The organism is Novilysobacter selenitireducens (genome assembly GCF_020026895.1).
GTDB classification, from domain to species: domain Bacteria; phylum Pseudomonadota; class Gammaproteobacteria; order Xanthomonadales; family Xanthomonadaceae; genus Lysobacter_C; species Lysobacter_C selenitireducens.
On sequence record NZ_JAINZW010000005.1, the window covers coordinates 189,380 to 213,052 of the forward strand.

Below are 23,673 nucleotides of genomic sequence, written 5' to 3' on the forward strand. Positions count from 1 at the left end.
CATTGATGGCGACGGCCGCGCCAGTCGAACGGCTCGGGCAGGCGGGCGACCGCGTGCTCGAGACGGCCGACGAAGGCCTCGACCACGCACGCGGCTGGCTGGACTACGAGCTGATTCCGTTCGAGGGGCTCAGCCTGACCGTCGGCGAGCTGCTGGCCGCGGTCCTGGCGCTGGTGGCGATCTGGTTCGTGTCCTTGCTCGCGCGGCGGGCGCTGGCGCGCTACGGCGGCCGCACCGGCGCCAATGCGGCGTCGCTGTACACCGTGTCACGCGTGCTGCACTACGTGCTGCTGACCGTCGGCGTGCTGCTTGCGCTGGAACTGGCGGGCATCCCGGTGGGCAAGTTCACCGTGTTCGCCGGCGCACTCGGCGTGGGCCTGGGCTTCGGCCTGCAGGCGATCTTCAACAATTTCGTGTCAGGGCTGATCCTGCTGTTCGACAAGTCGCTGAAGGTCGGTGATTTCGTCGAGCTCGATGCCGAGCTGCGCGGCACGGTGCGCGACATCAACATCCGCGCCACCCGCATCACCACCAACGACAACATCGACATCCTGGTGCCGAACTCGGAGTTCGTCAGCGGCCGGGTGGTGAACTGGACGCACCGCGAAACCCGCCGGCGCCTGCGCGTGCCGTTCGCGGTCGCCTATGGCGTCGACAAGGAGCGGGTGAAGAAGGCCGCGCTGGAAGCCGCCTCGCGCGTGCCCTTCACCCGCGCGATGGAAGGCGATGACCGGCCGCAGGTGTGGCTGGTGGGCTTCGGCGACAGCGCGGTGGAGTTCATCCTCGCCGTATGGCTGACCGAAGAGGCCGCGCGCCGGAATGCCGCGATCAAGGCCGCCTACCTGTGGGAGCTGGACACCTCGCTGAAGGAACATGGAATCGAGATCCCGTTCCCGCAGCGCGACCTGAACCTGCGCAGCGCGTTCGGGCTTCAGGGCGAGGACGCGCTGGACTGGCTGCGCGGCTCGCGCGGGGGCGATGCGACCGCGTCGCCGCGGTCGGCCAGGGCCGACGAGGCGGCGGAGTCCACGCTGAGCGAGCGCGAACGCGCCGAACTGTCGGGCAACGACGCCCAGGAAGATGCACAACGCGAGATCGAGCGCGAGGCCGAGGTGGCCGCGCGCGATGAGAACGACCCCGCCGCGCCCGGCACGGCGCGTGACTGACGAGGAGTGGCAGGCATGGCAGAGATCGAGGTCAAGGTTCCCGACATCGGCGATTTCGACAGCGTCCCGGTGATCGAGTTGCTGGTCGCGGTGGGCGACACCGTCGCGGTCGACCAGGGGCTGGTCACGCTGGAATCGGACAAGGCGACGATGGAAGTGCCCTCGAGCGCGGCCGGCGTGGTCAAGGCGCTGAAGGTGAAGGTCGGCGACAACGTCGCCGAAGGTGCCGTGATCGCGGTGCTGGAAGCCGAGGGCGGGGGCAACTCGAAGGCTCCAGCGGGTGCGGATGCCAAGCCGGCCCCGGCGCAGCCCGAGCGCTCCACGTCCGACCGGAGCGCCGGATCGACGCCGGCGCAATCGCGCAGCGAGGCAGCGCCGAAGACACCTGCGGCACCCGTGGCCGCAGGCGGAGCGGCGACGTCCGGCCCCAAGCCGGCCGAGGCTACAGGCCGCAAGGCCGACATCGAATGCCGCATGCTCGTGCTGGGCGCCGGGCCCGGCGGCTACACCGCCGCCTTCCGCGCCGCCGACCTCGGCTTGGACACGGTGCTGGTCGAGCGCTACGACAGCCTCGGCGGCGTCTGCCTCAACGTCGGCTGCATTCCGTCCAAGGCACTGCTGCATGCGGCCGCCGTGGTCGACGAAGCCGCGCACGCGTCCGACTACGGCATCGATTTCGGAAAGCCGAAGATCACGCTCGACAAGCTGCGCACGTACAAGGAAAAGGTCGTCGGCCAGCTGACCAAGGGCCTGGCCGGCATGGCCAAGCAGCGCAAGGTGCGCGTCGTCGTGGGCACCGGCACGTTCGTGTCGGTCAATGAACTCGAAGTGGCCGGCGCGGACGGCAAGCGCACGCTGGTGCGCTTCGAGCAGTGCATCATCGCCGCCGGTTCGCAGGCGGTGAAGCTGCCGATGTTCCCGTGGGACGACCCGCGCGTCATGGACTCCACCGACGCGCTGGAGCTGGCCGAGGTCCCGAAGAAGCTGCTCGTCGTCGGCGGCGGCATCATCGGCCTGGAAATGGCGACGGTGTACCGCGCGCTGGGCAGCCAGGTGACGGTGGTGGAGTTCATGGACCAGCTGATGCCGGGTGCCGACAAGGATCTGGTCAAGCCGCTCGCCGACCGCCTGAAGAAGCAGGGCGTCGCGGTGCACCTCAAGACCAAGGTGGTCGATGCCAAGGCGCAGAAGACCGGTATCGCCGTGACGTACGAGGGCGACAGCGCGCCGGAGGCCACGCTGTTCGACCGCGTGCTGGTGGCGGTGGGCCGCGCGCCCAACGGCGGCAAGCTCGACGCGGCCAAGGCGGGCGTGGAGGTCACGGACCGCGGGTTCGTCCCGGTCGACCGGCAGATGCGCACCACGGCGCCGCACATCTTCGCCATCGGCGACCTGGTCGGCCAGCCGATGCTCGCGCACAAGGCCACGCACGAGGGCAAGCTGGCCGCGGAAGTCGCCGCCGGCGAGAAGAAGGAATGGGTCGCGCGGGTGATCCCGTCGGTGGCCTACACCGACCCGGAGATCGCCTGGGTCGGCGTCACCGAAAACGAAGCCAGGGAGAAGGGCCTGAAGGTCGGCGTCGGCAAGTTCCCGTGGGCGGCCAGCGGCCGCGCCATCGGCATCGGTCGTACCGAGGGCTTCACCAAACTGGTGTTCGACGAGGCCACGCACCGCGTAATCGGCGGCGGCATCGTCGGCGTGCATGCCGGCGACCTGATCGCCGAGGTCGCGCTGGCCATCGAGATGGGCTGCGAGGTGGCCGACATCGGCCACACCATCCACCCGCACCCCACGCTCAGCGAGTCGGTGGGCATGGCGGCCGAAGTGTTCGACGGCACGATCACCGACCTCTATATCCCCAAGCGCAAGTAGCGCGAGCGCCGGTCCCGCCTCGCACGGTGCCGATGGCGGTGCAGGCCGTTGTAGGAGCGGCTTCAGCCGCGATCGGTGCCCAAAGGCTGCGGGGCGCGATGTTCGCGGCTGAAGCCGCTCCTACAGGTCGATTCGCTCGCGGACGCCGGAAAAGGCGAAGCCCCGGCGGATCAGGCCGGGGCTTCGGGGGCCGCCCACCGCTGCTTTTTGCCATTGACGAGGAGAGAGTGGCGGGGGGCGCACAGGTCTGACCGGGGTCGGCTCGAAAGGTTCCGGGGTTTTTCCGGATTTTTGTTGTGCGACGCAGGGCACCGTCCTGATCGCGTCCCCTCAGGCGGCCATTCGCGGCTGGTTCGACGTCGCGCGGCGCCGCTCGATCCGCTTCCACGCTTTCTCGTGCAGGTGGAAAGCCACCGTGTTGCAGGCCGGCTCCACCAGCGCCAGCGCACCGCCGACCCAGACGCTGCCGGTCATGAGGTAGCCGACCAGGAACGCCACGGTGGAGTGCACCGCCGCAAAGCTCAGCGTCTTGTCCATGGCCGCGCCCCGGTCGGGATGAGAACGGGTTCCATCTTCATGCCGCCAGGCCCGGGCCGTCCAATCGATTGTCAGAGTCGCTGCGATAGGACGCGGCTATTGCATCCGCTGCCCGGCGCCCGCCGGCTTCCCGTACGTGTGGCGGTTGCCCGCAGTGCTCACGCGCTCTATACTTTTGCGGCTCACCGGGGCGCTTTCGCCCGACTCCCGCGGTACCCGCGTGTACGATCCCTTGCAAGCAGGCCGACGCCTGGCACGCCGAACGGCGGCCTGGCAGGCCGGAACAACAGCGCTGCTGGCATTGGCGCTGCTGTCGCAGGGGGCTTCGCACGCGGTCGCGGCAGCGGTCGGAGGAGCGGCAATGCTGGTCGGCGGTGCACTCGCGGCTCGACTGATGGTCGGCGGCGGGGTGATGCCGGCCAATGCGGTGATGGCGCGCTGGTTCGCCGGCGTGGTGCTCAAGCTGGCGCTCGTATTCACAGTGCTGCTGCTGGGCCTGGGCGCATGGCGCCTGCCGCCGCTGGCATTGCTGGCGGGCATCGTGGTCGCGCTGCTGACGCAGCTGCTGGTCGCGGCCCGTCGCTGATCCAACAACTTTCCACTATCTAATCGGGTTCAGGACACATGGCGGGCGAGGCGGAACTGACTCCCACCGGGTACATCCAACACCACCTCCAGAACCTGACGATGTCGGTCGGCGAGGGAAGTTTCTGGACATTGCACCTGGACACCCTGATCACCGCGGTCCTGATGGGCCTGCTGATCGTGTTCGCGTTCTGGACGGCCACGCGCAATGCCACCGCCGGCGTGCCGGGCAAGTGGCAGGCGTTCGTCGAGATCTGCCTGGAGTTCGTCGACCGCCAGGCCAAGGACACCTACCACGGACCCAGCAAGCTGGTGACGCCCATCGCGATCACCCTGTTCTTCTGGATCCTGATGATGAACCTGCTGAAGATGATCCCGGCGGACTTCATCGCGAAGCCGCTGGAACTCGTCGGCGTGCATTACTGGAAGCCGGTCCCGACCGCCGACGTCAACGCGACGCTCGGCCTGTCGATCAGCGTGTTCTTCCTGATGCTGTTCTTCGCGCTGCGCGCCAAGGGCCTGGGCGGCTTCACCAAGGAATTCCTGACCGCGCCGTTCGGCAAGTGGATGATGCCGTTCAACCTGATCCTCAACATCGTCGAGTGGCTGAGCAAGCCGATCTCTCTGGCGATGCGACTGTTCGGCAACATGTTCGGCGGCGAAATCGTGTTCCTGCTGATCTGGGTCCTGGGTGGCGCGGGCATCATCGGCGCCTTCGCCGGCGGCCTGTTCGGCCTGGGCTGGATGCTGTTCCACCTGCTGGTGATCCCGCTGCAGGCCTTCATCTTCATGATGCTGTCGATCGTCTACCTCAGCCTTTCGGAAGACGCCCACTAGAGCCTGTCAAAAGGCAATGGGCGGCTCCCGCTGCACGACCTGTTTTCGTTTCATCCATCCGCGTTCCAACCCTTAAGCACTCGTTTCGGAGACCACCATGGAAATCCTTGCCCACCTCGCTTCGGTTCAGGCCTCGACCGTTCTGGCCGTCGGCATCATGATCGGCCTCGCCGCCCTCGGCGCCGGTATCGGCCTGGCCATCATGGCCGGCAAGTTCCTTGAGTCGGCCGCCCGCCAGCCGGAGCTGATCCCGGTCCTGCAGGTCCGCATGTTCATCACCGCCGGCCTGATCGACGCGGCGTTCATCATCACCGTCGCCGTCGCGCTGCTGCTGGCCTTCGCCAACCCGCTCGCCTCGGCCCTGCTGGCCCAGGCCGCGCAGGTCGCCGGCTAAGCAACGGTTGCATGCCGCGGCACCGGCGTTCGCGCCGGCCGTCGCGGCAATGAAGGGTCGGTGCCGATCCCGGCACCGACACCCCTCTCCGCACTGGCAGAGCCTTACGCATGAGCATCAACCTCACCCTATTCGCCCAGGCGCTGGCCTTCGCCGCGTTGATCTGGATCATCGCCACCAAGATCTGGCCGCCACTGCTGGCCGCGATCGAGGAGCGCCAGAAGAAGATCGCCGAAGGCCTGGCCGCGGCCGACAACAGCCAGAAGGCGCTCGCCCAGGCGCAGGAAAAGGTCGACGCGACGCTGCGCGAAGCGCGTGGCAAGGCCAACGAGATCATCGAGCAGGCCCACCAGCGCGCCAACCAGATCGTCGACCAGGCCAAGAACGAGGCCATCGCCGAAGCCGAGCGGCAGAAGGCCCTGGCCGTCGCCGAGATTGAAGCGTCCGCGACCCGTGCCCGCGAGGACCTGCGTCGCCAGGTGTCCGCGCTGGCGGTAACGGGTGCCGAGCGCCTGCTCAAGCGCGAGATCGACGCCAACGCCCACAAGGCGTTGCTGGACGAACTCGCGGCCGAGATCTGACCGCGCCATGAGCCAGCCCCTGACCCTTGCCCGTCCCTACGCCCGCGCTGCGTTCGCGCTGGCGCGCGATGCCGGCCGCGCCAACGAGTGGTCCCACGCGCTGGCGTTCGCCGCGCGCGTGTCGGCCGACCCGCAGGTGCATGGCCTGCTGGGCCACCCGCAGCTGGGCGAGGCCGATGCGGCCACGCTGTTGTCGCCGGAGGGCGCCGACGAGGCGTTCGGCCGCTTCATCGCGCTGCTCGCCGACAACCGTCGCCTCACGCTGCTGCCGGAGATCGCCGGCATGTACGAGGAGCTGCGCGCCGACGCCGACCGCGTGGTCAAGGCCCACGTCACGGCTGCCAGCGCGCTGCCGGCGTCGGAGCTGGAATCGATCCGCGCCGCGCTCAAGCGCCGGTTCGGCCGCGAGGTCGAGATCGAAACCTCGGTCGACGATTCGTTGATCGGCGGCGCGGTGATCGATGCCGGTGACGTGGTGATCGACGGTTCGCTCAAGGGCAAGCTGGCCCGCCTGCAGTCGATGCTGACCCAGTAACGAGACACGAAGGAACGGGAAACGCGCAGGCGTCCCCCGGCTCCGGTACCCGCTCCGCCCTACTCGTTCCTACAACAGTTTGATCCAACCGCGACGGCACCCGGCCGCACGCGTTCGAGGAATCTCCAAATGTCTACCACCCAGCTCAACCCGTCCGAAATCAGCGAACTGATCAAGACCCGCATCGAGAAGGTCAAGCTGTCCGCGGAAGCGCGCAACGAAGGCACCGTCACCTCGGTGTCGGACGGCATCGTGCGCATCCACGGCCTGGCCGACGTGATGCAGGGCGAAATGATCGAGCTGCCGGCGTCCGAAGGCGGCACCGCCACCTACGCGCTGGCGCTGAACCTGGAGCGCGACTCCGTCGGCGCCGTGGTGCTGGGTGACTACGAGCACCTGCGCGAGGGCGACGTCGCCAAGACCACCGCCCGCATTCTGGAAGTGCCGGTCGGCCCCGAGCTGCTGGGCCGCGTGGTCAACGCGCTGGGCGAGCCGATCGACGGCAAGGGTCCGATCAACACGAACCTGACCGCGCCGGTCGAGCGCGTCGCGCCGGGCGTGATCTGGCGCAAGTCGGTCGACCAGCCGGTGCAGACCGGCTACAAGTCGGTCGACTCGATGATCCCGATCGGCCGCGGCCAGCGCGAGCTGGTCATCGGCGACCGCCAGACCGGCAAGACCGCCCTGGCCATCGACGCGGTGATCAACCAGAAGGGCACCGGCATCAAGTGCGTGTACGTCGCGATCGGCCAGAAGGCCTCGACCGTGGCCAACATCGTGCGCAAGCTGGAAGAGAACGGCGCCATGGCGCACACCATCGTGGTGGCCGCCACCGCGTCCGAGTCGGCCGCAATGCAGTACATCAGCGCCTACTCGGGCTGCACCATGGGCGAGTACTTCATGGACCGCGGCCAGGACGCGCTGATCGTGTACGACGACCTGTCCAAGCAGGCCGTGGCGTACCGCCAGATCTCGCTGCTGCTCAAGCGCCCGCCAGGCCGCGAAGCCTACCCGGGCGACGTGTTCTACCTGCACTCCCGCCTGCTTGAGCGCGCCGCGCGCGTGTCCGAGGAGTACGTGGAAAAGTTCACCAACGGTGAGGTCAAGGGCCAGACCGGTTCGCTGACCGCGCTGCCGATCATCGAGACCCAGGCCGGCGACGTTTCCGCGTTCGTGCCGACCAACGTGATCTCGATCACCGACGGCCAGATCTTCCTGGAAACCGACCTGTTCAACGCCGGCATCCGCCCGGCCGTGAACGCCGGCATCTCGGTGTCGCGCGTCGGTGGCGCCGCCCAAACCAAGATCATCAAGAAGCTGTCAGGCGGTATCCGCATCGCGCTCGCCCAGTACCGTGAGCTGGCGGCGTTCGCGCAGTTCGCCTCCGACCTGGACGAGGCGACCCGCAAGCAGCTTGAGCGCGGCCAGCGCGTCACCGAGCTTATGAAGCAGAAGCAGTACGCGCCGATGTCGATCGCCATGCAGGCGCTGTCGATCTACGCCGTCAACGAGGGTTACCTCGACGACGTGCCGGTCAACAAGATCGGCGCCTTCGAGGAGGGCCTGCACGCCCACTTCACCAACACGCAGGGCGCGCTGGTGGACACGGTCAACAGCACCGGCAAGTGGGACGACGAGATCGAGGCCAGCTTCAAGAAGGGCATCGAAGAGTTCAAGCAGACCGGTAGTTGGTGAAGCGGGATTAGAGGCTAGGGGCTGGGGGCTGGTACAGGCGCCCAAGCCGCTTACCACACCGCAATTCCCAACCCCTGAAGCGAGCAAAGCGAGAAGAGCATGGCCGGCGGCAGAGAAATCAAGACCAAGATCAAGAGCGTGCAGAACACCCGCAAGGTGACGCGCGCGCTCGAGATGGTGTCGGCCTCCAAGATCCGGAAGGCGCAGGAGCGGATGAAGACCTCGCGCCCCTACGCGCGGGTCATGAAGCAGGTGATCGGACACCTGGCGCAGGCCAACTCCGACTACCAGCACCCGTACATGACCGAGCGCAAGGATCCCAAGCGCGTCGGCTACGTCATCGTCTCGTCCGACCGCGGCCTGGCCGGCGGCCTCAACAACAACCTGTTCCGCAAGCTGCTGGGCGAGTTCCGCAAGTGGCACGACCAGGGCGTCGAGGTCGACGTGGTCACCATCGGCCAGAAGGCCTCGGTGTTCTTCCGCCGTATCAAGGTCAACATGCTGGCCTCGGTCACCCACCTGGACGACGCGCCGAAGCTGGAGCAGCTGGTGGGCGTGATCAAGGTGATGCTCGACGCCTACAGCGACGGCACCATCGACCGGGTGTTCATCTGCTACAACGACTTCGTCAACACGATGACCCAGCGCGCGGCGTTTGACCAGCTGCTGCCGCTGCCGGCGCCGGAGACGCAGGTCGCCAAGCACGACTGGGACTACATCTACGAGCCCGATGCCGAGTCCGTGCTCGAGCACGTGCTGACGCGCTACATCGAGTCGCTGGTGTACCAGGCAGTGCTGGAGAACGTGGCGTCCGAGCACGCCGCGCGCATGGTCGCGATGAAGGCCGCCAGCGACAACGCCAGCAAGCTGATCGACACCCTGCAGCTGGTCTACAACAAGGCCAGGCAGGCGGCGATCACCCAGGAAATTTCCGAGATCGTCGGCGGCGCCGCGGCCGTTTAACCCCTATCCCGCAGGCGCGTGTCGCGCCGGCAAAGCAGCATTAGAGAGTCTGAGGACACAGTGATGAGCAACCAGGGCAAGATCGTCCAGATCATCGGCGCCGTCGTCGACGTGGAGTTCCCGCGTGACGCCGTGCCGCGCGTGTACGACGCGCTGAAGGTGGACAACACCGCGATCACGCTGGAAGTCCAGCAGCAGCTGGGCGACGGCGTCGTCCGCACCATCGCGCTGGGTTCGACCGACGGCCTGAAGCGCAACCTGGTGGCCACCAACACCGGCCGTGCGATCTCCGTGCCGGTGGGCAAGGGCACGCTGGGCCGCATCATGGACGTGCTGGGCCGCCCGATCGACGAGGCGGGCGAGGTCGAGGCCTCCGACCACTGGGAGATCCACCGCGAGGCCCCGAGCTACGAAGAGCAGTCCTCGACCAACGAGCTGCTGGAGACCGGCATCAAGGTCATCGACCTGATGTGCCCGTTCGCCAAGGGCGGCAAGGTCGGCCTGTTCGGCGGCGCCGGCGTCGGCAAGACCGTCAACATGATGGAACTCATCAACAACATCGCCAAGGCGCACGAAGGCCTGTCGGTGTTCGCCGGCGTGGGTGAGCGTACCCGCGAGGGCAACGACTTCTACCACGAGATGAAGGACTCCAACGTCCTCGACAAGGTGGCGATGGTCTACGGCCAGATGAACGAGCCGCCGGGCAACCGCCTGCGCGTCGCGCTGACCGGCCTGACGATGGCCGAGTACTTCCGCGACGAGAAGGACGCCTCGGGCAAGGGCCGCGACGTGCTGCTGTTCGTCGACAACATCTACCGCTACACCCTGGCCGGCACCGAAGTGTCGGCGCTGCTGGGCCGCATGCCGTCGGCCGTGGGCTACCAGCCCACCCTGGCCGAGGAAATGGGCGTCCTGCAGGAGCGCATCACCTCGACCAAGACCGGTTCGATCACCTCGATCCAGGCCGTGTACGTGCCTGCGGACGACCTGACCGACCCGTCGCCGGCCACCACCTTCGCCCACCTCGACGCCACCGTCGTGCTGTCGCGAAACATCGCGTCCCTGGGTATCTACCCGGCCGTGGATCCGCTGGACTCCACCAGCCGCCAGCTTGACCCGAACGTGATCGGCAACGAGCACTACGACGTCGCCCGCAAGGTCCAGGCGACGCTGCAGAAGTACAAGGAGCTCAAGGACATCATCGCGATCCTGGGCATGGACGAGCTGTCGGAAGAGGACAAGCAGGCCGTGTCGCGCGCGCGCAAGATCGAGCGCTTCTTCAGCCAGCCGTTCCACGTGGCCGAGGTCTTCACCGGCTCGCCGGGCAAGTACGTCTCGCTGAAGGACACGATCCGCGGCTTCAAGGGCATCGTCGAAGGCGAGTACGACCACCTGCCCGAGCAGGCGTTCTACATGGTCGGCTCGATCGAGGAAGCGGTCGAGAAGGGCAAGAAGATGGGCGTGGCGGCCTGAGAGCCGGGACTGGGGGCTGGGGACACGGGATTGGCGCAACGCGGCCAAACCTCGATCCAGAGCGCCGACCCAGCCCCTCACCCCTAGCCTCCAGCCCCTACGAGCAGAGCGAGACCCCCCCATGAGCACATTCCGTTGCGACATCGTCAGTGCCGAGGAAGAGATCTTCCACGGTGAGGCCGAGCTGCTGGTCGCGACCGGCGAGATCGGCGAGCTGGGTATCGCGCCCAAGCACGCCCCGCTGATCACCCGCCTCAAGCCGGGCAAGGTCGTGGTGACGCTGCCGGGCGGCGAGCAGCTGGACTTCGCCGTGTCCGGCGGCATCCTCGAGGTGCAGCCGACGGTCGTGACCGTGCTGGCCGACACCGCCGTGCGTGCACAGGACATCGACGAGGCCGCCGTGCGTGCGGCCAAGGAAGAGGCCGAGCGCGTGCTGGCCGGCCGCAGCGAGCAGATGGACGTCGCCGAGGCCCAGGCCAAGCTGGCCGAGACCATGGCGCAGCTGCAGGCGCTGGAGCGCCTGCGCAAGAACATGAAGCACTGACCCCGCGCTTCATCGCGTGCAGCAAGAAGGCCGGCATTGCCGGCCTTTTTCATTTGCGGGCGCGGTCGAACGAGCGCGCCACGCGCGATGCCAAGCGGGGAGATGCCGCCAGCGCCGGGATCAGCGCCGGTAGACCCAGTGCCGCGACAGCAGGAAGCCGATGCCGCCCAGCACCAGCTCCACGCCGGGCTTGGCCAGCCACGTCCACTTCAGGCCCACGGCATCGTCGATCGCGCCGATCGCCCAGGTGCTGATCATCGTGGTCAGCAGCCACATCAACACGAACCGGCCGAACTGGCGTCGCCCGATGCGCGTGTCGTCGCCGGCGAACGTGATCCGGCCGTTGAGCCAGAACCCGAGCAGCGCGCCGCTGATGCGCCCGGCGATATTCGCGGGCTCCACCGGGAGGCCCAGGTGGCTCAGGCCCACCATCACGCCCCAGTCGACCAGCCACTGGACCACGCCGATCACCAGGTAGTGGCGCCCCTGCCGCCCCAGGCTCATGCGCCGCACCGCGCGCGCGCGCGCCATCTCCCCCGTACGCACGGCACTGCAGATGCGTCGGGGATGGGGCTTGGCACGGAGATTCCGCGGCGGGCGATGGGCGTTCGTGGTCGCGGCACCGCGGCATCCTAACAGTGCCGCCGGCTAGAATCCGCCCTCCGGATCCGAACCCCAGGAGTTGCCATGCCCGCACCGCTGCACGTCGTCATCCTCGCCGCGGGCGAAGGCAAGCGGATGCGCTCGTCCGTGCCCAAGGTGCTGCAACCGATCGCGGGCCGCCCGATGCTGGGCCACGTGGTCGATACCGCGCGCGCGCTCGACCCGGCAGGCATCCACGTGGTCTACGGCCACGGCGGCGATGCCGTGCGCGAGGCGTTCGCCGCCGATGCCGATCTCCACTGGTCCGAGCAGCGCCAGCGCCTCGGCACCGGCCACGCATTGCAGCAGGCGATGCCCGACGTGCCGCCCGACGCGCGCGTGCTGGTCCTCTACGGCGACGTGCCGCTGATCACCGCCGACACGCTGCGCCGCCTGCTCGAGGCACCCGGCCGCATCGCGGTGCTGGTCGCCGACTTGGACGACCCCGCCGGCTACGGGCGCATCGTGCGCGATGCCGAGGGCAAGGTCGCGCGCATCGTCGAGCACAAGGACGCCGACGAGGAGCAGCGCGAGATCCGCACGGTCAATACCGGCATCCTGGTGGCCGACGGCGAGCCGCTGCGGCGCTGGCTGGATGGCCTGGACAACGAGAACGCGCAGGGCGAGTACTACCTGACCGACGTGTTCGCCGCCGCCAGCAGCGAGTACGACTCCGCCGAGATGGTGCACGTGCGCGAGCCGATCGAGGTCGAAGGCGCCAACGACCGCTGGCAGCTGGCGCAGCTCGAGCGCGCCTTCCAGCTGCGCGCCGCCCGCGCGCTTTGCATTGATGGCGCGCGACTGGCTGACCCGGCGCGCATCGACGTGCGCGGCACGGTCAAGGTCGATCGCGATGTCGCCATTGATGTCGACGTCGTGCTCGAAGGCGACATCGATCTGGCGGAAGGCGTCGTCATCGGCCCGTTCTGCCGCCTGCGCAACGTGAAGCTGGGGCCCGGCACCGAGGTCCGCGCGCACTGCGACCTGGACGGCGTGGTGGTCGAGGGCGCCGCCACCATCGGGCCGTTCGCGCGCCTGCGCCCGGGCACGGTGCTGGCCGATGGCGTGCATATCGGCAACTTCGTCGAGACCAAGAACACGCGCCTGGGCGTGTCAAGCAAGGCCAACCACCTGAGCTACCTCGGCGACGCGGTGGTCGGCAGCGGCGTCAATATCGGCGCCGGCACCATCACCTGCAACTACGACGGCGCCAACAAGTCCACGACCACCATCGAGGACGGGGCATTCATCGGCTCCAACAGCTCGCTGGTGGCGCCGGTGACGATCGGCAAGGACGCCACGGTCGCCGCCGGTTCGGTGATCACCCGCAGCGCGCCCGAGGGCAAGTTGAGCGTGGCGCGCGCGCGGCAGTCGGTGGTCGACGGGTGGCAGCGGCCGACGAAGAAGTAGCCGGGCCGCCACGCCTCCCCATCTGTAGGAGCGGCTTCAGCCGCGAACGGCAACCGTGCGCTCGTTCCTGATTCACGATCGCGGCTGAAGCCGCTCCTACAAGCGCGACATTTGCACTCGAACCATCCCGTGCAGGAGCCACGTAAGTCGCGATGCGCGGTTGGCCGGGGTAGCGCGGTCGCGACTTACGTCGCTCCTACCAAGGAGCGGGGCTTTCGATCGCGGCTGAAGTCGCTCCTGCAGGGGCATGATTTGCGGTGCCGAGGCGCTAGTCCGGCAACACCATCGACACGCACAGCCCGCCGCCTTCGCGGTTGAGCAGGGCGATTCGTCCGCCGTGCGCCTCGGCGATCTCGCGTGCCAGCGCCAGCCCCAGCCCGGTGCCGTTGCGCTTGGTCGAATAGAACGGCAGTAGCGCGTTGGACAGCACCGCCTCGTTCATGCCCGTGCCGCGGTCGAGGATGTCCAGCCGCCACGCATCCGGCAGGCGCCGGATCGCCAACGCGACATCGCCCGGGGGCGAGCCGGACTCGTGCGCGTTCTTGAGCAGGTTGATCACGCTCTGCTCCAGCTGCACCAGGTCGACGCGGGCGATGCCATCGGTGGCGCCCTCGTTGCGGAACTCGACCTGCTCGCGCAGCTGCGCGACGAAGCGCGACCACTCCACCGGCTCGCGCCGCGGCGCGGGCAGCTTGGCGAAGCGCGCGTAGTCGCGGATAAAGCCCTCCAGGTGCCGCGCGCGGTCCTCGATGGTCGCCAGCGCGGTCGGCAGCTTCTCGACCTGGCCGCGGCGCAGCAGCTCCGAACCCGAATGCGCCAAGGACGCGATCGGCGCCAGCGAGTTGTTGAGCTCGTGGCTGATGACGCGGATGACCTTCTTCCAGGTCTGCACTTCCTGGCGCCGCAGCTCGGCGGTGAGCACGCGCAGCAGGATGAGCTCGTGGCGGCGGCCGTTGAGCCGGAACTGGCGCCGGGCCAGGTGGTAGATGTCTTCATGGTCGGCATCGCCGACGGTGAACATGCCGTCGCCGCCGCGATCGAAGGCCTCGCGGACTGCATCGGGCGCGCTTTCGACCAGCGCGTCGAAATCGCGGCCCTCCAGCTTGTGGCCCTCGCCCAGCAGTTTGCGCGCGGCGATGTTGCCCAGCACGATCCGCCGCGACGGATCGACCAGCACCATGGCGACGGGGGTGTTCTGCACCATCGTGTCGAGCAGCAGCTCGCGCTGGACCAGCGCCAGGCGCTGCTCGCGAAGTGCGTCGCCCAGCCGGTTGTGGGCATCGACGAGCTCGGCGAGAGCGCCGCGGCCACGCCAGGCCAGCCCGAATCCGAAGTCGCCGTCGCGATAGCTGGCCACGCTGCCCGCCAGCGCGCGGAACAGCGCGTTCATCGGCGCGAACGCGCGGCGCACGTGGTAGGCGAGCAACGGTGCCAGCAACGCCACCGCACCCGCTGCCGCCATCCAGCGCTGCGGCAGCAGCGGCGTCAACAGCATTGTCAGCGCGGCGGCAGCGGCGACATAGACGATCGCCAACCCGGTGAAGACCAGGCTCAGCGGCAGGTGGCGGATCAGCCGCATGGCCGGCTCAGTCCCGTTTGATGCCGAGCCGGTCGAGCCGCCGGTACAGCGCCTGGCGCGACAGGCCCAGTTCCGCGGCCGCCTGCGCCATGACCCCACCATTGCGCGCAAGCACGGCTTCGATCTCGGCGCGGTCGGGCTCGTCGTTGCTCGCGGCGGATGCGCGCGCGGCCACGGGCAGGCCGAGGTCGGCGGCGTGGATGGCATCGCCGCGCGCCAGCAGGGAGGCACGCTGGAGCGTGTTTCGCAGCTCCCGCACGTTGCCCGGCCAGGCATGCGCCTTCAGCGCGCGCTCGGCGTCCTCGGCCATGCGCTTGCTGTCCCCCAGCGCATGCAGGAAGTGGCGGGCCAGCGGCAGGATGTCGTCGCTGCGTGCGGCCAAGGGCGGGATTTCGACCTGGATGGTGTTGAGCCGGTAGTAGAGGTCCTCGCGGAAGCGGCCCTCGGCGATCATCGCCGGCAGGTCGGCATTGGTCGCGCTGACCACGCGCACCTTGACCTGGCGCTCGCGGTTGGAACCCAGCCGCTCGAAGCGCCCGGTTTCGAGAACGCGCAGCAGCTTCATCTGGCCGGCCGGCGGCAGGTTGCCGATTTCGTCCAGGAACAGCGTGCCGCCATCGGATGCTTCGAACTTGCCCTCACGTGCCCTGATGGCGCCGGTGTAGGCCCCGGGTTCGCTGCCGAACAGTTCGGCCTCGATCAGCTCTGACGGCAGCGCGCCGCAGTTGAGCGTCACGAACGGGCCGTCGCGCACCGGCGAATTGGCCTGGATGATCTGCGCGAGCTTTTCCTTGCCGCTGCCATTGGGCCCGCAGATGAGCACCGGCACGTCGGCACGCGCGACCTGGCCGGCCAGTTCGACCACGCGCGCCATCGCGTCGGAGGCGAACACCAGCCCGCACAGGTCGTAGCGCTCCTCCAGCTGGCGGTGGACGCGGCGGCGCTGGCCCTGCAGGCGCGCCACCTCGCGCGAGGCTGCCGACAGTTCCAGCAGGTTCTCCACCTGCGCCAGCAGCTTGCGGTCGTCCCACGGCTTGGCCAGGTAATCGGCCGCGCCGGCCTTGGCCAACTCCACCGCGGTGTCCAGGTGGGTCCAGGCGGTCAGCAGGATGATCGGCAGGTCCGGATGCCGCGCGCGGATGGCGCGGAACAACGCGATGCCTTCCTCGCCCGACGTGGTGTCGGCGCGGAAGTTCATGTCCTGGATGACCAGGTCGATGTCGTCGGCGTCCAGCGCAGCCAGGCCGGCCTCGGGCGACTCTGCGGTGCGCACGGCGATCTCGTGCATGCCCAGCAGCACGTCCAGCGCGGTGCCGACCGCGGGATTGTCGTCGATGATCAGGACGGTAGGCATGGCTGAATATGCGGGCCGGTGTCGGTGTCCTTCTCCCGCCGGGAGAAGGTGCCCCGGAAGGGCGGATGAGGGTTCGGCGGAGCGGTCTACTGCCAGGTCGGGACGACGACCGTCGACTGATGAAGGTAACGGTCGGGCATGGTACGCAACTTCGTCGCACCCTCTCCGCAACCCCTCTCACCAACCCCTCTCTTAGGGGAGAGGGGCTCAAGCACCCACGTCGTATCAAACGCTCCGCGTTGCAACCGCCGGCGGCACTGAAGCGGCCTTGCGCGCCGGGCCGAACACCGCGGCCTGCCCGAGCAGCCACAGCGCGACCGCGCCGACGGGCAGGTACATCGCCGGCAGGCGGGGCAGCTCGTAGATGTCCATCAGCAGCAGGTTGATGCCGTAGGCCATCAGCATGCCCAGCACGATGCCGACGGTGGCCAGCAGGAAGTTCTCGGTCTGGAAGTAGCGCAGCACCTGTCCGCGGGTGGCGCCGAGTGCGCGGCGCACGCCGATCTGCTTGGTGCGCTGCTGCACCCAGAAGCTGGCCAGGCCGACGATGCCCAGCGCCGTCACCACCAGCAGCGCGATGCACACCGCGACCAGCAGCCACGCCATCGAGCGGTCCTGCGCGTAGTACGCATCGCGCACGTCGCTGAAGGTGTCGCTGTCGAGCACGATGCGGCTGGCGTTGTTGCGGTCCAGCGCGGCCAGCGCGGCCTCGATGACTTCGGTGCGGCGGCCCGGTTCGGTGCGCAGGACATACGGGCCCATGCCGTACGGCGTGCGGATCGGCAGCATGATCGACAGCGCGTGGTTGTTCGCCCCGCCGCCTTCGTTGGGCCGGATCAGCTGATCGACCACGCCGACGATCCGGATCGGGTTGTCGCCCCAGCTGTAGACCTGCTTGCCGACCGCGCTCTCGTCCGGGAACAGGCGCTGCGCGGCGGCCCGGCTCACCAGCATGGCCGGGATCGGCGTATCGCTGCCGGGCGTGTCGACGTCTGCCCAGTCGATGTACTCGTCGGGGTTGAAGTCGCGGCCCTCGACGATGCGCAGGCCGAACGTCTCCACCAGGTCTTCTTCGCCCAGGTACACGGCGGCGTTGAGCGTCTGGTTCGGCTGGTCCAGCTCGAGGTTGACCGAGCTGTTCCACGAGGAGTTGCCGTACGGAATCTGGTTGGTCGCGCTGGCCGCCTGCACGCCGGGAATCGCGCGCAGCGAGGCCAGGTCCTCGCGCGTGAGCGCGGCGGCGTTGTCGTCGGTGCCGATGCCGGTGATGTGCACGCGCACGATCTCCTCCTCGGCCAGGCCGCTGGCGCGGTCCATGTGCTCCAGCCGGCTTCCGATCAGGAACAGCGCGTTGCAGATGATCGCGCAGCTGACGGCGATCTCCAGCACGATCAGGGCCGCGGCGGTCTTGTGCCGCAGCAGGGTGGAAAGGATGGGGCGGATGTCCATGGGGTTCACCGTGTGGGTCGTTGGAGCATCGATGGAGCGGGACTGAGTGGGCCTTGGCCCGCCGTCGTCACTGCGATTTGAGCTGGATCGCCGGCGTCACCTGGCACGCGCGCCACGCCGGCAACAGCCCGGCCAGCAGGCTGGCGACGATGGCCAACGCGAAGGTGGTCAGCAGCATCGCCGGGTCCAGCCGCGCGAGTTCCGCGTAGCTGGCGGGTTGCTGGCGCACCGCCCACAGGCCGAGCAGCGCCAGGCCCAGGCCGAGCACGCCGCCGGCCAGGCCGACCGTTCCGGCTTCCACCAGGCACTGCGCGAAGATCGAACCGCGTGAGGCACCGAGCGCGCGGCGCACGCCGATTTCGCTGGAGCGGCGCAGGAACTTGGCCAGCAGCAGGCCCACCGTGTTGATCAGGCACACCAGCAGGAAGCCGAACGCCAGCCACACCTGCATCCGTACGTCGCTGGGCACCACGTTCTGGTTGTCCAGCCAGCCCATCACGTCGTACAGCCGCACGTTGCTCGGGCGCTCGTAGCGGCCGGCGGCGCGCTGCTGGTCGGAATAGTTCGACAGGTAGGCGCGGTAGTCGTCGACCTTTTCCGGCGTGTCCAGTTCGACCCAGTACTGCAGCCAGCTGCAGGGCGCATTGACGCCGCGCTCGCCCTCCGGGTCGTCGACGCTGTCCCAGCAGTTCATGTTGCCGCTGGTGCCCATGTCGAGGTCGCGCGCGGTCGAGAACGGGATGAACACCTGCTCGACGCCACCGAAGCGGTCGTTGGTCAGGTCGTAGAAGCGCGGGGTGGGGCGCCACTCGTCCATCACGCCGATGATGCGGAACGCGGTCTGGTCGATGCGCAGTTCGCGCCCCGTGCTGTCGGCACCGCCGAACAGCCGTTCATTGAGCTCCTGGCCGATCACCACCACGCGGCTGCGGCCGGCGTCGTCCTCGGCGGTCCAGCTGCGGCCGAAGGCGAGTGGCACCTCGAACATCGGGAAGAAGTCGGCCGTCGTGTAGCGCGACTCGATGTTGAACGGGTCGAGCCCGGCCTTCTGCGGTTCGATCGCGACGCCGCCGCCGGTCATGAAGGCCTGGCGGTCGCCGCGTGCCTCGCGCAGCAGCGCCTCGGCATCGAAGCGCGTCATCTGCGACTCGGGCTCGTCGCCGGGCGTGTAGCCGTTCATCGACCGCGGGTCCAGCTGCGGATAGAACAGCGTGTGGCTCTTGCCCGGCAGCGGATCGCCCGACAGCACGTGGAACACGGTCAGCGTGGTCATTGCCGCGCCGATGCCCAGCGCGATGGCGAGCACCATCAGCGCCGTCAGCACCCTGTTGCGGCGGAAGCTGCGGACCGCGAGGTCGAGGTAGTAGGTGAACATGGGACGTTCCTTCTTGCAGTTTTGTAGGAGCGGCTTCAGCCGCGATCCTTGAACCCTCGGCGTACGCGCCGGCTCCTGTTCGCGGCTGAAGCCGCTCCTACAGGCGTCAGGCCGTGGCGGCCGCCGGCGCCCGCACCAGCCCCGGCTCGACCGTCATGTCGGTGGCCATGCCGTCGACGATGTGCACGTTGCGCTGCGCGCGCGCGGCCAGTTCCGGGTCGTGGGTGACCATGACGATGGTGGTGCCGGCGGCGTTGATTTCCTCCAGCATCTCCAGCACGCCGCGCGCCATCTGCGAGTCGAGGTTGCCGGTGGGCTCGTCGGCCAGCAGCAGGCGCGGGCTGCCGGCCAGCGCGCGGGCGATCGCGGCGCGCTGCTGCTGGCCGCCCGACAGCTCGGCGGGGAAATGCTTCATGCGTGAGCCCAGGCCGACCCTGGTCAGCGCCTCCTCGATGCGTTGGCGGCGTTCGGCCGCGGACATGCCGCGGTAGCGCAGCGGCACGTCGCAGTTGTCGAACAGGTTGAGGTCCGGGATCAGGTTGAAGCTCTGGAAGATGAAACCGATCTTGCGGTTGCGCAGCTTCGAGCGCGCGTCGTCCGACAGCGCGCTTACGTCCTCGCCATCCAGCAGGTAGGTGCCGCCGGTGAACGTCTCCAGCAGGCCCGCGATGTTGAGGAACGTCGTCTTGCCCGAGCCCGAGGGGCCGGTCACCGCGACGAACTCGCCCTCGCGCACGTGCAGGTCCAGCGACCGCAGGGCGTGGGTTTCGACGAGCTCGGTGCGATAGACCTTGGTGACGGCTTGCATGTGCAGCATGGCGGGAGTCCTTGTTGTCTGGATGCGGGGCGCGGCCGCGGCGGCGGCTGACGTGTAATGGATCAGCTGATGCGGAAGTGCGTCGGCAGCGGTGCCGGCGCGGCGTAGCCGGCATGCCAGCCGCGTGCGCGGGGGGCACGGAACGCCGGGTCGTTGCCGGCCGATGCGTGCGGCGCATCGATGGCGAACACCTCGTGCAGCCGCAGCCGCCGCGGCATGGCGTCGGCGAGGTCGTGCGAGGACCAGTGCAGGTCGAAGGGGAAGGCGGTGTGCGTGTTCATGGTCAGTCTCCGGAGATGCGGATGCGTTCGGCGTCGCCGAACTGGTCGGTGCCGGAAACCACCACGCGGTCGCCGGCCTGCAGCCCTTCCAGGATTTCCACGGCGCCCAGGCTGCTGACGCCGGTACGGATCGGGCGCTTGGCGGCGACATCGCCGTCCATCACCCAGGCACTGCGGCCGCCGCCCTGTTCCAGGAAGGGGCCGCGCTCGACCATCAGCACGTCCTCGCGCGTGTCGAGCAGGATGCGGGCGCCCAGCCGCTGGTTCTGGCGCAGGCCGGGCGGCTGGTCGCCGGTGAAGCGCAGGCGCGCGGTGACCTCGCCGTTGACGACCTCCGGCGAGACCGCCGACACCTCGGCGGCGAACGCGTTGCCGCTGCCGCCCAGTTGCGCCGGCATGCCGATGGCGAGGTCGCGGGCGAAACTTTCCGGTACGCGGATCTCCACCTCGAAGCGGCTCAGGTCGACCACGCCCAGGACCGGCGCGTTGGCGGCCACGTTCTGCCGCTGCACGACCTGCACCTGGCCCACTTGGCCGTCGAACGGCGCGCGCAGGGTGAGCGCGTCCACCTGGCGCTGCATCTCGGTCACCACCGCGCGCTGGCGGTCGGCCAGCAGCGCCTTGTTGCGGGTGTCCAGACCGGCGCCCTGGCCCTGCAGCGACTGCTCGTTGCGCGCGTGCACCAGTCCCAGTTCGGCCTTGCGCAGGTCGTCCTGCGCACGTGCGACGTCGATCTGCGCCACGGCCCCGCCTTCGAACGCGCGCTGGTTGCGCTCCAGGTCGCGGCGCGCCGCCTGCAGGTCGATCTCGGCCTGCTCGACGGTGCGGGTGGCGGTGGCGCGGGTGATGCGGGCGTCGAGCCCGGCGCGGCTGGCCTCGGCTTCCAGGCTGGCCAGCGTCGCCTGCTCCTGCGCCAGCTGGCTGCGCAGTTCGGGGCTGTCGATCTCCGCCAGCGCCTGGCCCTTCTCGACCGCGTCGCCGGCCACCACGTGCAGGGTCACCGTGCCGCCGGCAATCGCGTACAGGGTGGGGCTGTTGGCGGCGATCACCCGGCCGTCGGCGGCGATGTCGCGCACCAGGTCGCCGCGGGTGACCTCGGAAATCCGCAGGCGATCCACGTCGATCGACCGCCCGCCTGCACTCCACGCCGAGAGCAGCCAGCCGGCCAGCACCACCACGCCCAGGCCGGCACCGGCGGCCATCAGCCAGCGGCGGCGGTCGCGCCGGCCACTGGAAGCGGGGTGCGTGGGGCGGTCCTGGGCGGAGGTGTCGCGGATGCTCATGCGGGTCCTGTAGGAGAGTGGGGCGGCGTGCGCCCGGTACACCCGATATCCAGCAGGTTCCGTGCCAGCGTTTATGTGTTTGTTTGTTAAGGAAATTATCCGACTCGTCCGGTGTCCGCGGCCAGCGGACGGCCGTCCGCCGGACAGTGCCCGGGCGGGTTCGAACCGCTAAACTGCGCGATCACCTGAAGGAGCTCGCCACGCATGTGTGGAATCGTTGGCGCGATCGCCGATCGCGATGTGGTCCCCGTCCTCATCGAGGGCCTCAAGCGGCTGGAATACCGCGGCTACGATTCGGCGGGCATCGCGGTGCTCGACGGCGACGGGGTGCGCCGCGTGCGCCGCACCGGCCGGGTGTCGGAGATGGAGGCCGCCGCGCGGGCCGAGGGCGTGCACGCGCGCCTGGGCATCGGCCACACCCGCTGGGCCACCCATGGCGGCGTCACGGAGGCCAATGCCCATCCGCACGTCAGCTTCAACGAGCTGGCGGTGGTGCATAACGGCATCATCGAGAACCACGACGAGATGCGCGGCCGCCTGCGCGATGCCGGTTACGCGTTCGAGTCCGAGACCGACACCGAGGTCATCGCGCACCTCATCCACCACCACCAGAAGGCCGGGGAGGACCTCCTGGCGGCGGTGCAGGCCGCCACGCGCGAGTTGACGGGTGCCTACGCGATCGCCGTGGTCAGCACGCGCGATCCCGGCCGCATGATCGCCGCGCGCATGGGCTGCCCGCTGCTGGTGGGCCTTGGCGAAGGCGAGAACTTCATCGCCAGCGACGTCTCGGCGATCGTCCAGGCCACGCGCCGGGTGATCTTCCTGGAGGAGGGCGATACCGCCGAGGTCACGCGCGAGGCCGTGCGTGTCTTCGACGACGCCGGTGCCGCCATCGAGCGCGAGGTGCACGTCTCTGACGTGTCGCTGGCCTCCCTGGAGCTGGGCCCCTACCGCCACTTCATGCAGAAGGAGATCCACGAGCAGCCGCGCGCGGTCGCCGACACCATCGAGGCGGTGATCGACAACAACGGCTTCTCCGCCGAGCTGTTCGGTGACCACGCGGCCGATGTGCTGGCGGGCGTGGAAGGCGTGCAGATCCTCGCCTGTGGCACCAGCTACTACGCCGGCCTGACCGCGCGGTACTGGATCGAGTCGATCGCCGGCCTGCCGTGCTCGGTGGAGATCGCCAGCGAGTACCGCTACCGCCGCGCGGTGGCCAATCCGAAGCACCTGGTCGTCACCATTTCGCAGTCGGGCGAGACGCTCGACACGATGGAAGCGCTCAAGTACGCCAAGTCGCTGGGGCACGAGAAGACGCTGTCGATCTGCAACGTCCCCGAGAGCGCGATCCCGCGCGCCAGCCGGCTGGTCTACTACACCCGCGCCGGCGCCGAGATCGGCGTGGCTTCGACCAAGGCCTTCACTACCCAGCTGGTGGCGCTGTTCACGCTGACCGCCACGCTCGCCAAGCTCGGTGGCCGGCTGGATGCCGCGCAGGAAGCCGGGTTCGTCGACGCCCTGCGCCACCTGCCCGGCAGCGTGCAGCACGCGCTCAACCTGGAGCCGCAGATCACCGCCTGGGCCGAACGCTTCGCCCCGCGCGAACACGCGCTGTTCCTGGGCCGCGGCGTGCACTACCCGATCGCGCTCGAGGGTGCGCTCAAGCTCAAGGAAATCTCCTACATCCACGCCGAGGCCTACCCGGCCGGCGAGCTCAAGCACGGGCCGCTGGCGCTGGTGGACGCGGAAATGCCGGTAGTGGTGATCGCCCCCAACGACAGCCTGCTGGAGAAGGTGAAGTCCAACATCCAGGAAGTGCGGGCGCGCGGCGGCGAGATGTTCGTGTTCGCCGACGCCGACAGCCACTTCGGCGAGTCCGAGCAGGTGCACGTCATCCGCACCCCGCGCCACGTCGGCGTGCTCAGCCCGATCGTGCACGCGATCCCGGTGCAGCTGCTGGCCTACCACGCCGCGCTGGCACGCGGCACCGACGTCGACAAACCGCGCAACCTGGCCAAGTCGGTGACGGTGGAATAACCGCGGGGCGAGTCCCCGCGGGTAGTGCGGAAGTTTCTGTAGGAGCGGCTTCAGCCGCGATCGTGTGGACGTGACACAAAGCGGTTCCCGATCGCGGCTGAAGCCGCTCCTACAGGCGTCAGGCCGTGGCGGCCGCCGGCGCCCGCACCAGCCCCGGCTCGACCGTCATGTCGGTGGCCATGCCGTCGACGATGTGCACGTTGCGCTGCGCGCGCGGCCAGTTCCGGGTCGTGGGTGACCATGACGATGGTGGTGCCGGCGGCG

At 68.9% G+C, this 23,673-nt stretch carries 22 protein-coding genes and 1 pseudogene; 13 read left to right on the forward strand and 10 right to left on the reverse strand.

The features are described 5' to 3' along the window. Positions 1-5 precede the first annotated feature (5 nt). Both K6753_RS11825 and lpdA read left to right on the forward strand, forming a co-directional pair. Positions 6-1,166 (forward strand): mechanosensitive ion channel family protein, encoded by a 1,161-nt coding sequence (locus tag K6753_RS11825; RefSeq protein ID WP_223676660.1) that lies wholly within the window; start codon positions 6-8, stop codon positions 1,164-1,166. Between the two features lie 15 nt (positions 1,167-1,181). Further along, complete coding sequence (gene lpdA, locus K6753_RS11830; RefSeq protein WP_223676661.1) at positions 1,182-3,038, forward strand: dihydrolipoyl dehydrogenase; 1,857 nt, start codon at positions 1,182-1,184, stop codon at positions 3,036-3,038. Positions 3,039-3,368: 330 nt separating this feature from the next. Here the strand turns inward: lpdA and K6753_RS11835 are convergent, their stop codons facing one another. Further along, on the reverse strand, positions 3,369-3,575 hold the full coding sequence (locus tag K6753_RS11835; protein WP_223676662.1) for a DUF2061 domain-containing protein: 207 nt from the start codon (positions 3,573-3,575) through the stop codon (positions 3,369-3,371). Between the two features lie 232 nt (positions 3,576-3,807). Here K6753_RS11835 and K6753_RS11840 point away from each other — a divergent pair, with 232 nt between their 5' ends. The 9 genes from K6753_RS11840 (at position 3,808) to K6753_RS11880 (ending at position 11,182) form a co-directional block, all read left to right on the forward strand. Next, the gene (locus K6753_RS11840) at positions 3,808-4,161 is read left to right on the forward strand and encodes a hypothetical protein (RefSeq protein ID WP_223676663.1); all 354 of its coding nucleotides are present in this window, start codon (positions 3,808-3,810) and stop codon (positions 4,159-4,161) included. A 38-nt stretch (positions 4,162-4,199) separates the two neighbouring features. Continuing rightward, positions 4,200-4,997 carry a F0F1 ATP synthase subunit A gene (gene atpB / locus K6753_RS11845; protein WP_223676664.1) on the forward strand — a complete coding sequence of 266 codons (798 nt, stop codon included), beginning with the start codon at positions 4,200-4,202 and terminating at the stop codon, positions 4,995-4,997. A gap of 97 nt (positions 4,998-5,094) precedes the next feature. Then, entirely contained in the window at positions 5,095-5,391 is a 297-nt protein-coding gene (gene atpE, locus K6753_RS11850) for a F0F1 ATP synthase subunit C (RefSeq protein WP_223676665.1), read from the forward strand. Positions 5,392-5,501: 110 nt separating this feature from the next. After that, complete coding sequence (locus K6753_RS11855; protein WP_223676666.1) at positions 5,502-5,972, forward strand: F0F1 ATP synthase subunit B; 471 nt, start codon at positions 5,502-5,504, stop codon at positions 5,970-5,972. Between the two features lie 7 nt (positions 5,973-5,979). Beyond that, positions 5,980-6,507 carry a F0F1 ATP synthase subunit delta gene (locus K6753_RS11860; RefSeq protein WP_223676667.1) on the forward strand — a complete coding sequence of 176 codons (528 nt, stop codon included), beginning with the start codon at positions 5,980-5,982 and terminating at the stop codon, positions 6,505-6,507. 129 nt (positions 6,508-6,636) lie between these two features. Further along, positions 6,637-8,202, forward strand: coding sequence for a F0F1 ATP synthase subunit alpha (atpA, locus tag K6753_RS11865; RefSeq protein ID WP_223676668.1), 1,566 nt, complete (start codon positions 6,637-6,639; stop codon positions 8,200-8,202). Between the two features lie 99 nt (positions 8,203-8,301). Continuing rightward, entirely contained in the window at positions 8,302-9,165 is an 864-nt protein-coding gene (gene atpG, locus K6753_RS11870) for a F0F1 ATP synthase subunit gamma (protein ID WP_223676669.1), read from the forward strand. A 63-nt stretch (positions 9,166-9,228) separates the two neighbouring features. Further along, positions 9,229-10,638 (forward strand): F0F1 ATP synthase subunit beta, encoded by a 1,410-nt coding sequence (atpD, locus tag K6753_RS11875; RefSeq protein WP_223676670.1) that lies wholly within the window; start codon positions 9,229-9,231, stop codon positions 10,636-10,638. A gap of 121 nt (positions 10,639-10,759) precedes the next feature. Then, on the forward strand, positions 10,760-11,182 hold the full coding sequence (locus tag K6753_RS11880) for a F0F1 ATP synthase subunit epsilon (protein ID WP_223676671.1): 423 nt from the start codon (positions 10,760-10,762) through the stop codon (positions 11,180-11,182). A gap of 120 nt (positions 11,183-11,302) precedes the next feature. Here K6753_RS11880 and K6753_RS11885 read toward each other — a convergent pair whose 3' ends face one another. Continuing rightward, positions 11,303-11,686: a GtrA family protein gene (locus K6753_RS11885; RefSeq protein ID WP_223676672.1), complete on the reverse strand. Its 384-nt coding sequence runs from the start codon at positions 11,684-11,686 to the stop codon at positions 11,303-11,305. Positions 11,687-11,869: 183 nt separating this feature from the next. Here K6753_RS11885 and glmU point away from each other — a divergent pair, with 183 nt between their 5' ends. Next, positions 11,870-13,234 carry a bifunctional UDP-N-acetylglucosamine diphosphorylase/glucosamine-1-phosphate N-acetyltransferase GlmU gene (gene glmU, locus K6753_RS11890; RefSeq protein WP_223676673.1) on the forward strand — a complete coding sequence of 455 codons (1,365 nt, stop codon included), beginning with the start codon at positions 11,870-11,872 and terminating at the stop codon, positions 13,232-13,234. A gap of 268 nt (positions 13,235-13,502) precedes the next feature. Here the strand turns inward: glmU and K6753_RS11895 are convergent, their stop codons facing one another. From K6753_RS11895 to K6753_RS11925, 7 genes are all read right to left on the reverse strand, one after another. Further along, on the reverse strand, positions 13,503-14,813 hold the full coding sequence (locus K6753_RS11895; RefSeq protein WP_425492121.1) for a sensor histidine kinase: 1,311 nt from the start codon (positions 14,811-14,813) through the stop codon (positions 13,503-13,505). A gap of 7 nt (positions 14,814-14,820) precedes the next feature. Continuing rightward, a complete protein-coding gene (locus K6753_RS11900; RefSeq protein WP_223676674.1) occupies positions 14,821-16,167 on the reverse strand; it encodes a sigma-54-dependent transcriptional regulator in 1,347 nt (448 codons plus the stop codon). Between the two features lie 225 nt (positions 16,168-16,392). Then, on the reverse strand, positions 16,393-17,616 hold the full coding sequence (locus K6753_RS11905; protein ID WP_223676675.1) for an ABC transporter permease: 1,224 nt from the start codon (positions 17,614-17,616) through the stop codon (positions 16,393-16,395). A 67-nt stretch (positions 17,617-17,683) separates the two neighbouring features. Then, positions 17,684-18,991, reverse strand: coding sequence for an ABC transporter permease (locus K6753_RS11910; protein WP_223676676.1), 1,308 nt, complete (start codon positions 18,989-18,991; stop codon positions 17,684-17,686). A 106-nt stretch (positions 18,992-19,097) separates the two neighbouring features. Then, positions 19,098-19,808 carry an ABC transporter ATP-binding protein gene (locus K6753_RS11915; protein ID WP_223676677.1) on the reverse strand — a complete coding sequence of 237 codons (711 nt, stop codon included), beginning with the start codon at positions 19,806-19,808 and terminating at the stop codon, positions 19,098-19,100. Between the two features lie 62 nt (positions 19,809-19,870). Then, positions 19,871-20,089, reverse strand: coding sequence for a hypothetical protein (locus tag K6753_RS11920; RefSeq protein ID WP_223676678.1), 219 nt, complete (start codon positions 20,087-20,089; stop codon positions 19,871-19,873). A 2-nt stretch (positions 20,090-20,091) separates the two neighbouring features. After that, positions 20,092-21,372, reverse strand: coding sequence for an efflux RND transporter periplasmic adaptor subunit (locus K6753_RS11925; protein ID WP_223676679.1), 1,281 nt, complete (start codon positions 21,370-21,372; stop codon positions 20,092-20,094). 204 nt (positions 21,373-21,576) lie between these two features. Here K6753_RS11925 and glmS point away from each other — a divergent pair, with 204 nt between their 5' ends. Beyond that, positions 21,577-23,409: a glutamine--fructose-6-phosphate transaminase (isomerizing) gene (gene glmS / locus K6753_RS11930; RefSeq protein ID WP_223676680.1), complete on the forward strand. Its 1,833-nt coding sequence runs from the start codon at positions 21,577-21,579 to the stop codon at positions 23,407-23,409. Positions 23,410-23,527: 118 nt separating this feature from the next. Here the strand turns inward: glmS and K6753_RS11935 are convergent. Further along, a pseudogene (locus K6753_RS11935) lies at positions 23,528-23,673 on the reverse strand (ABC transporter ATP-binding protein); the annotation flags it as partial.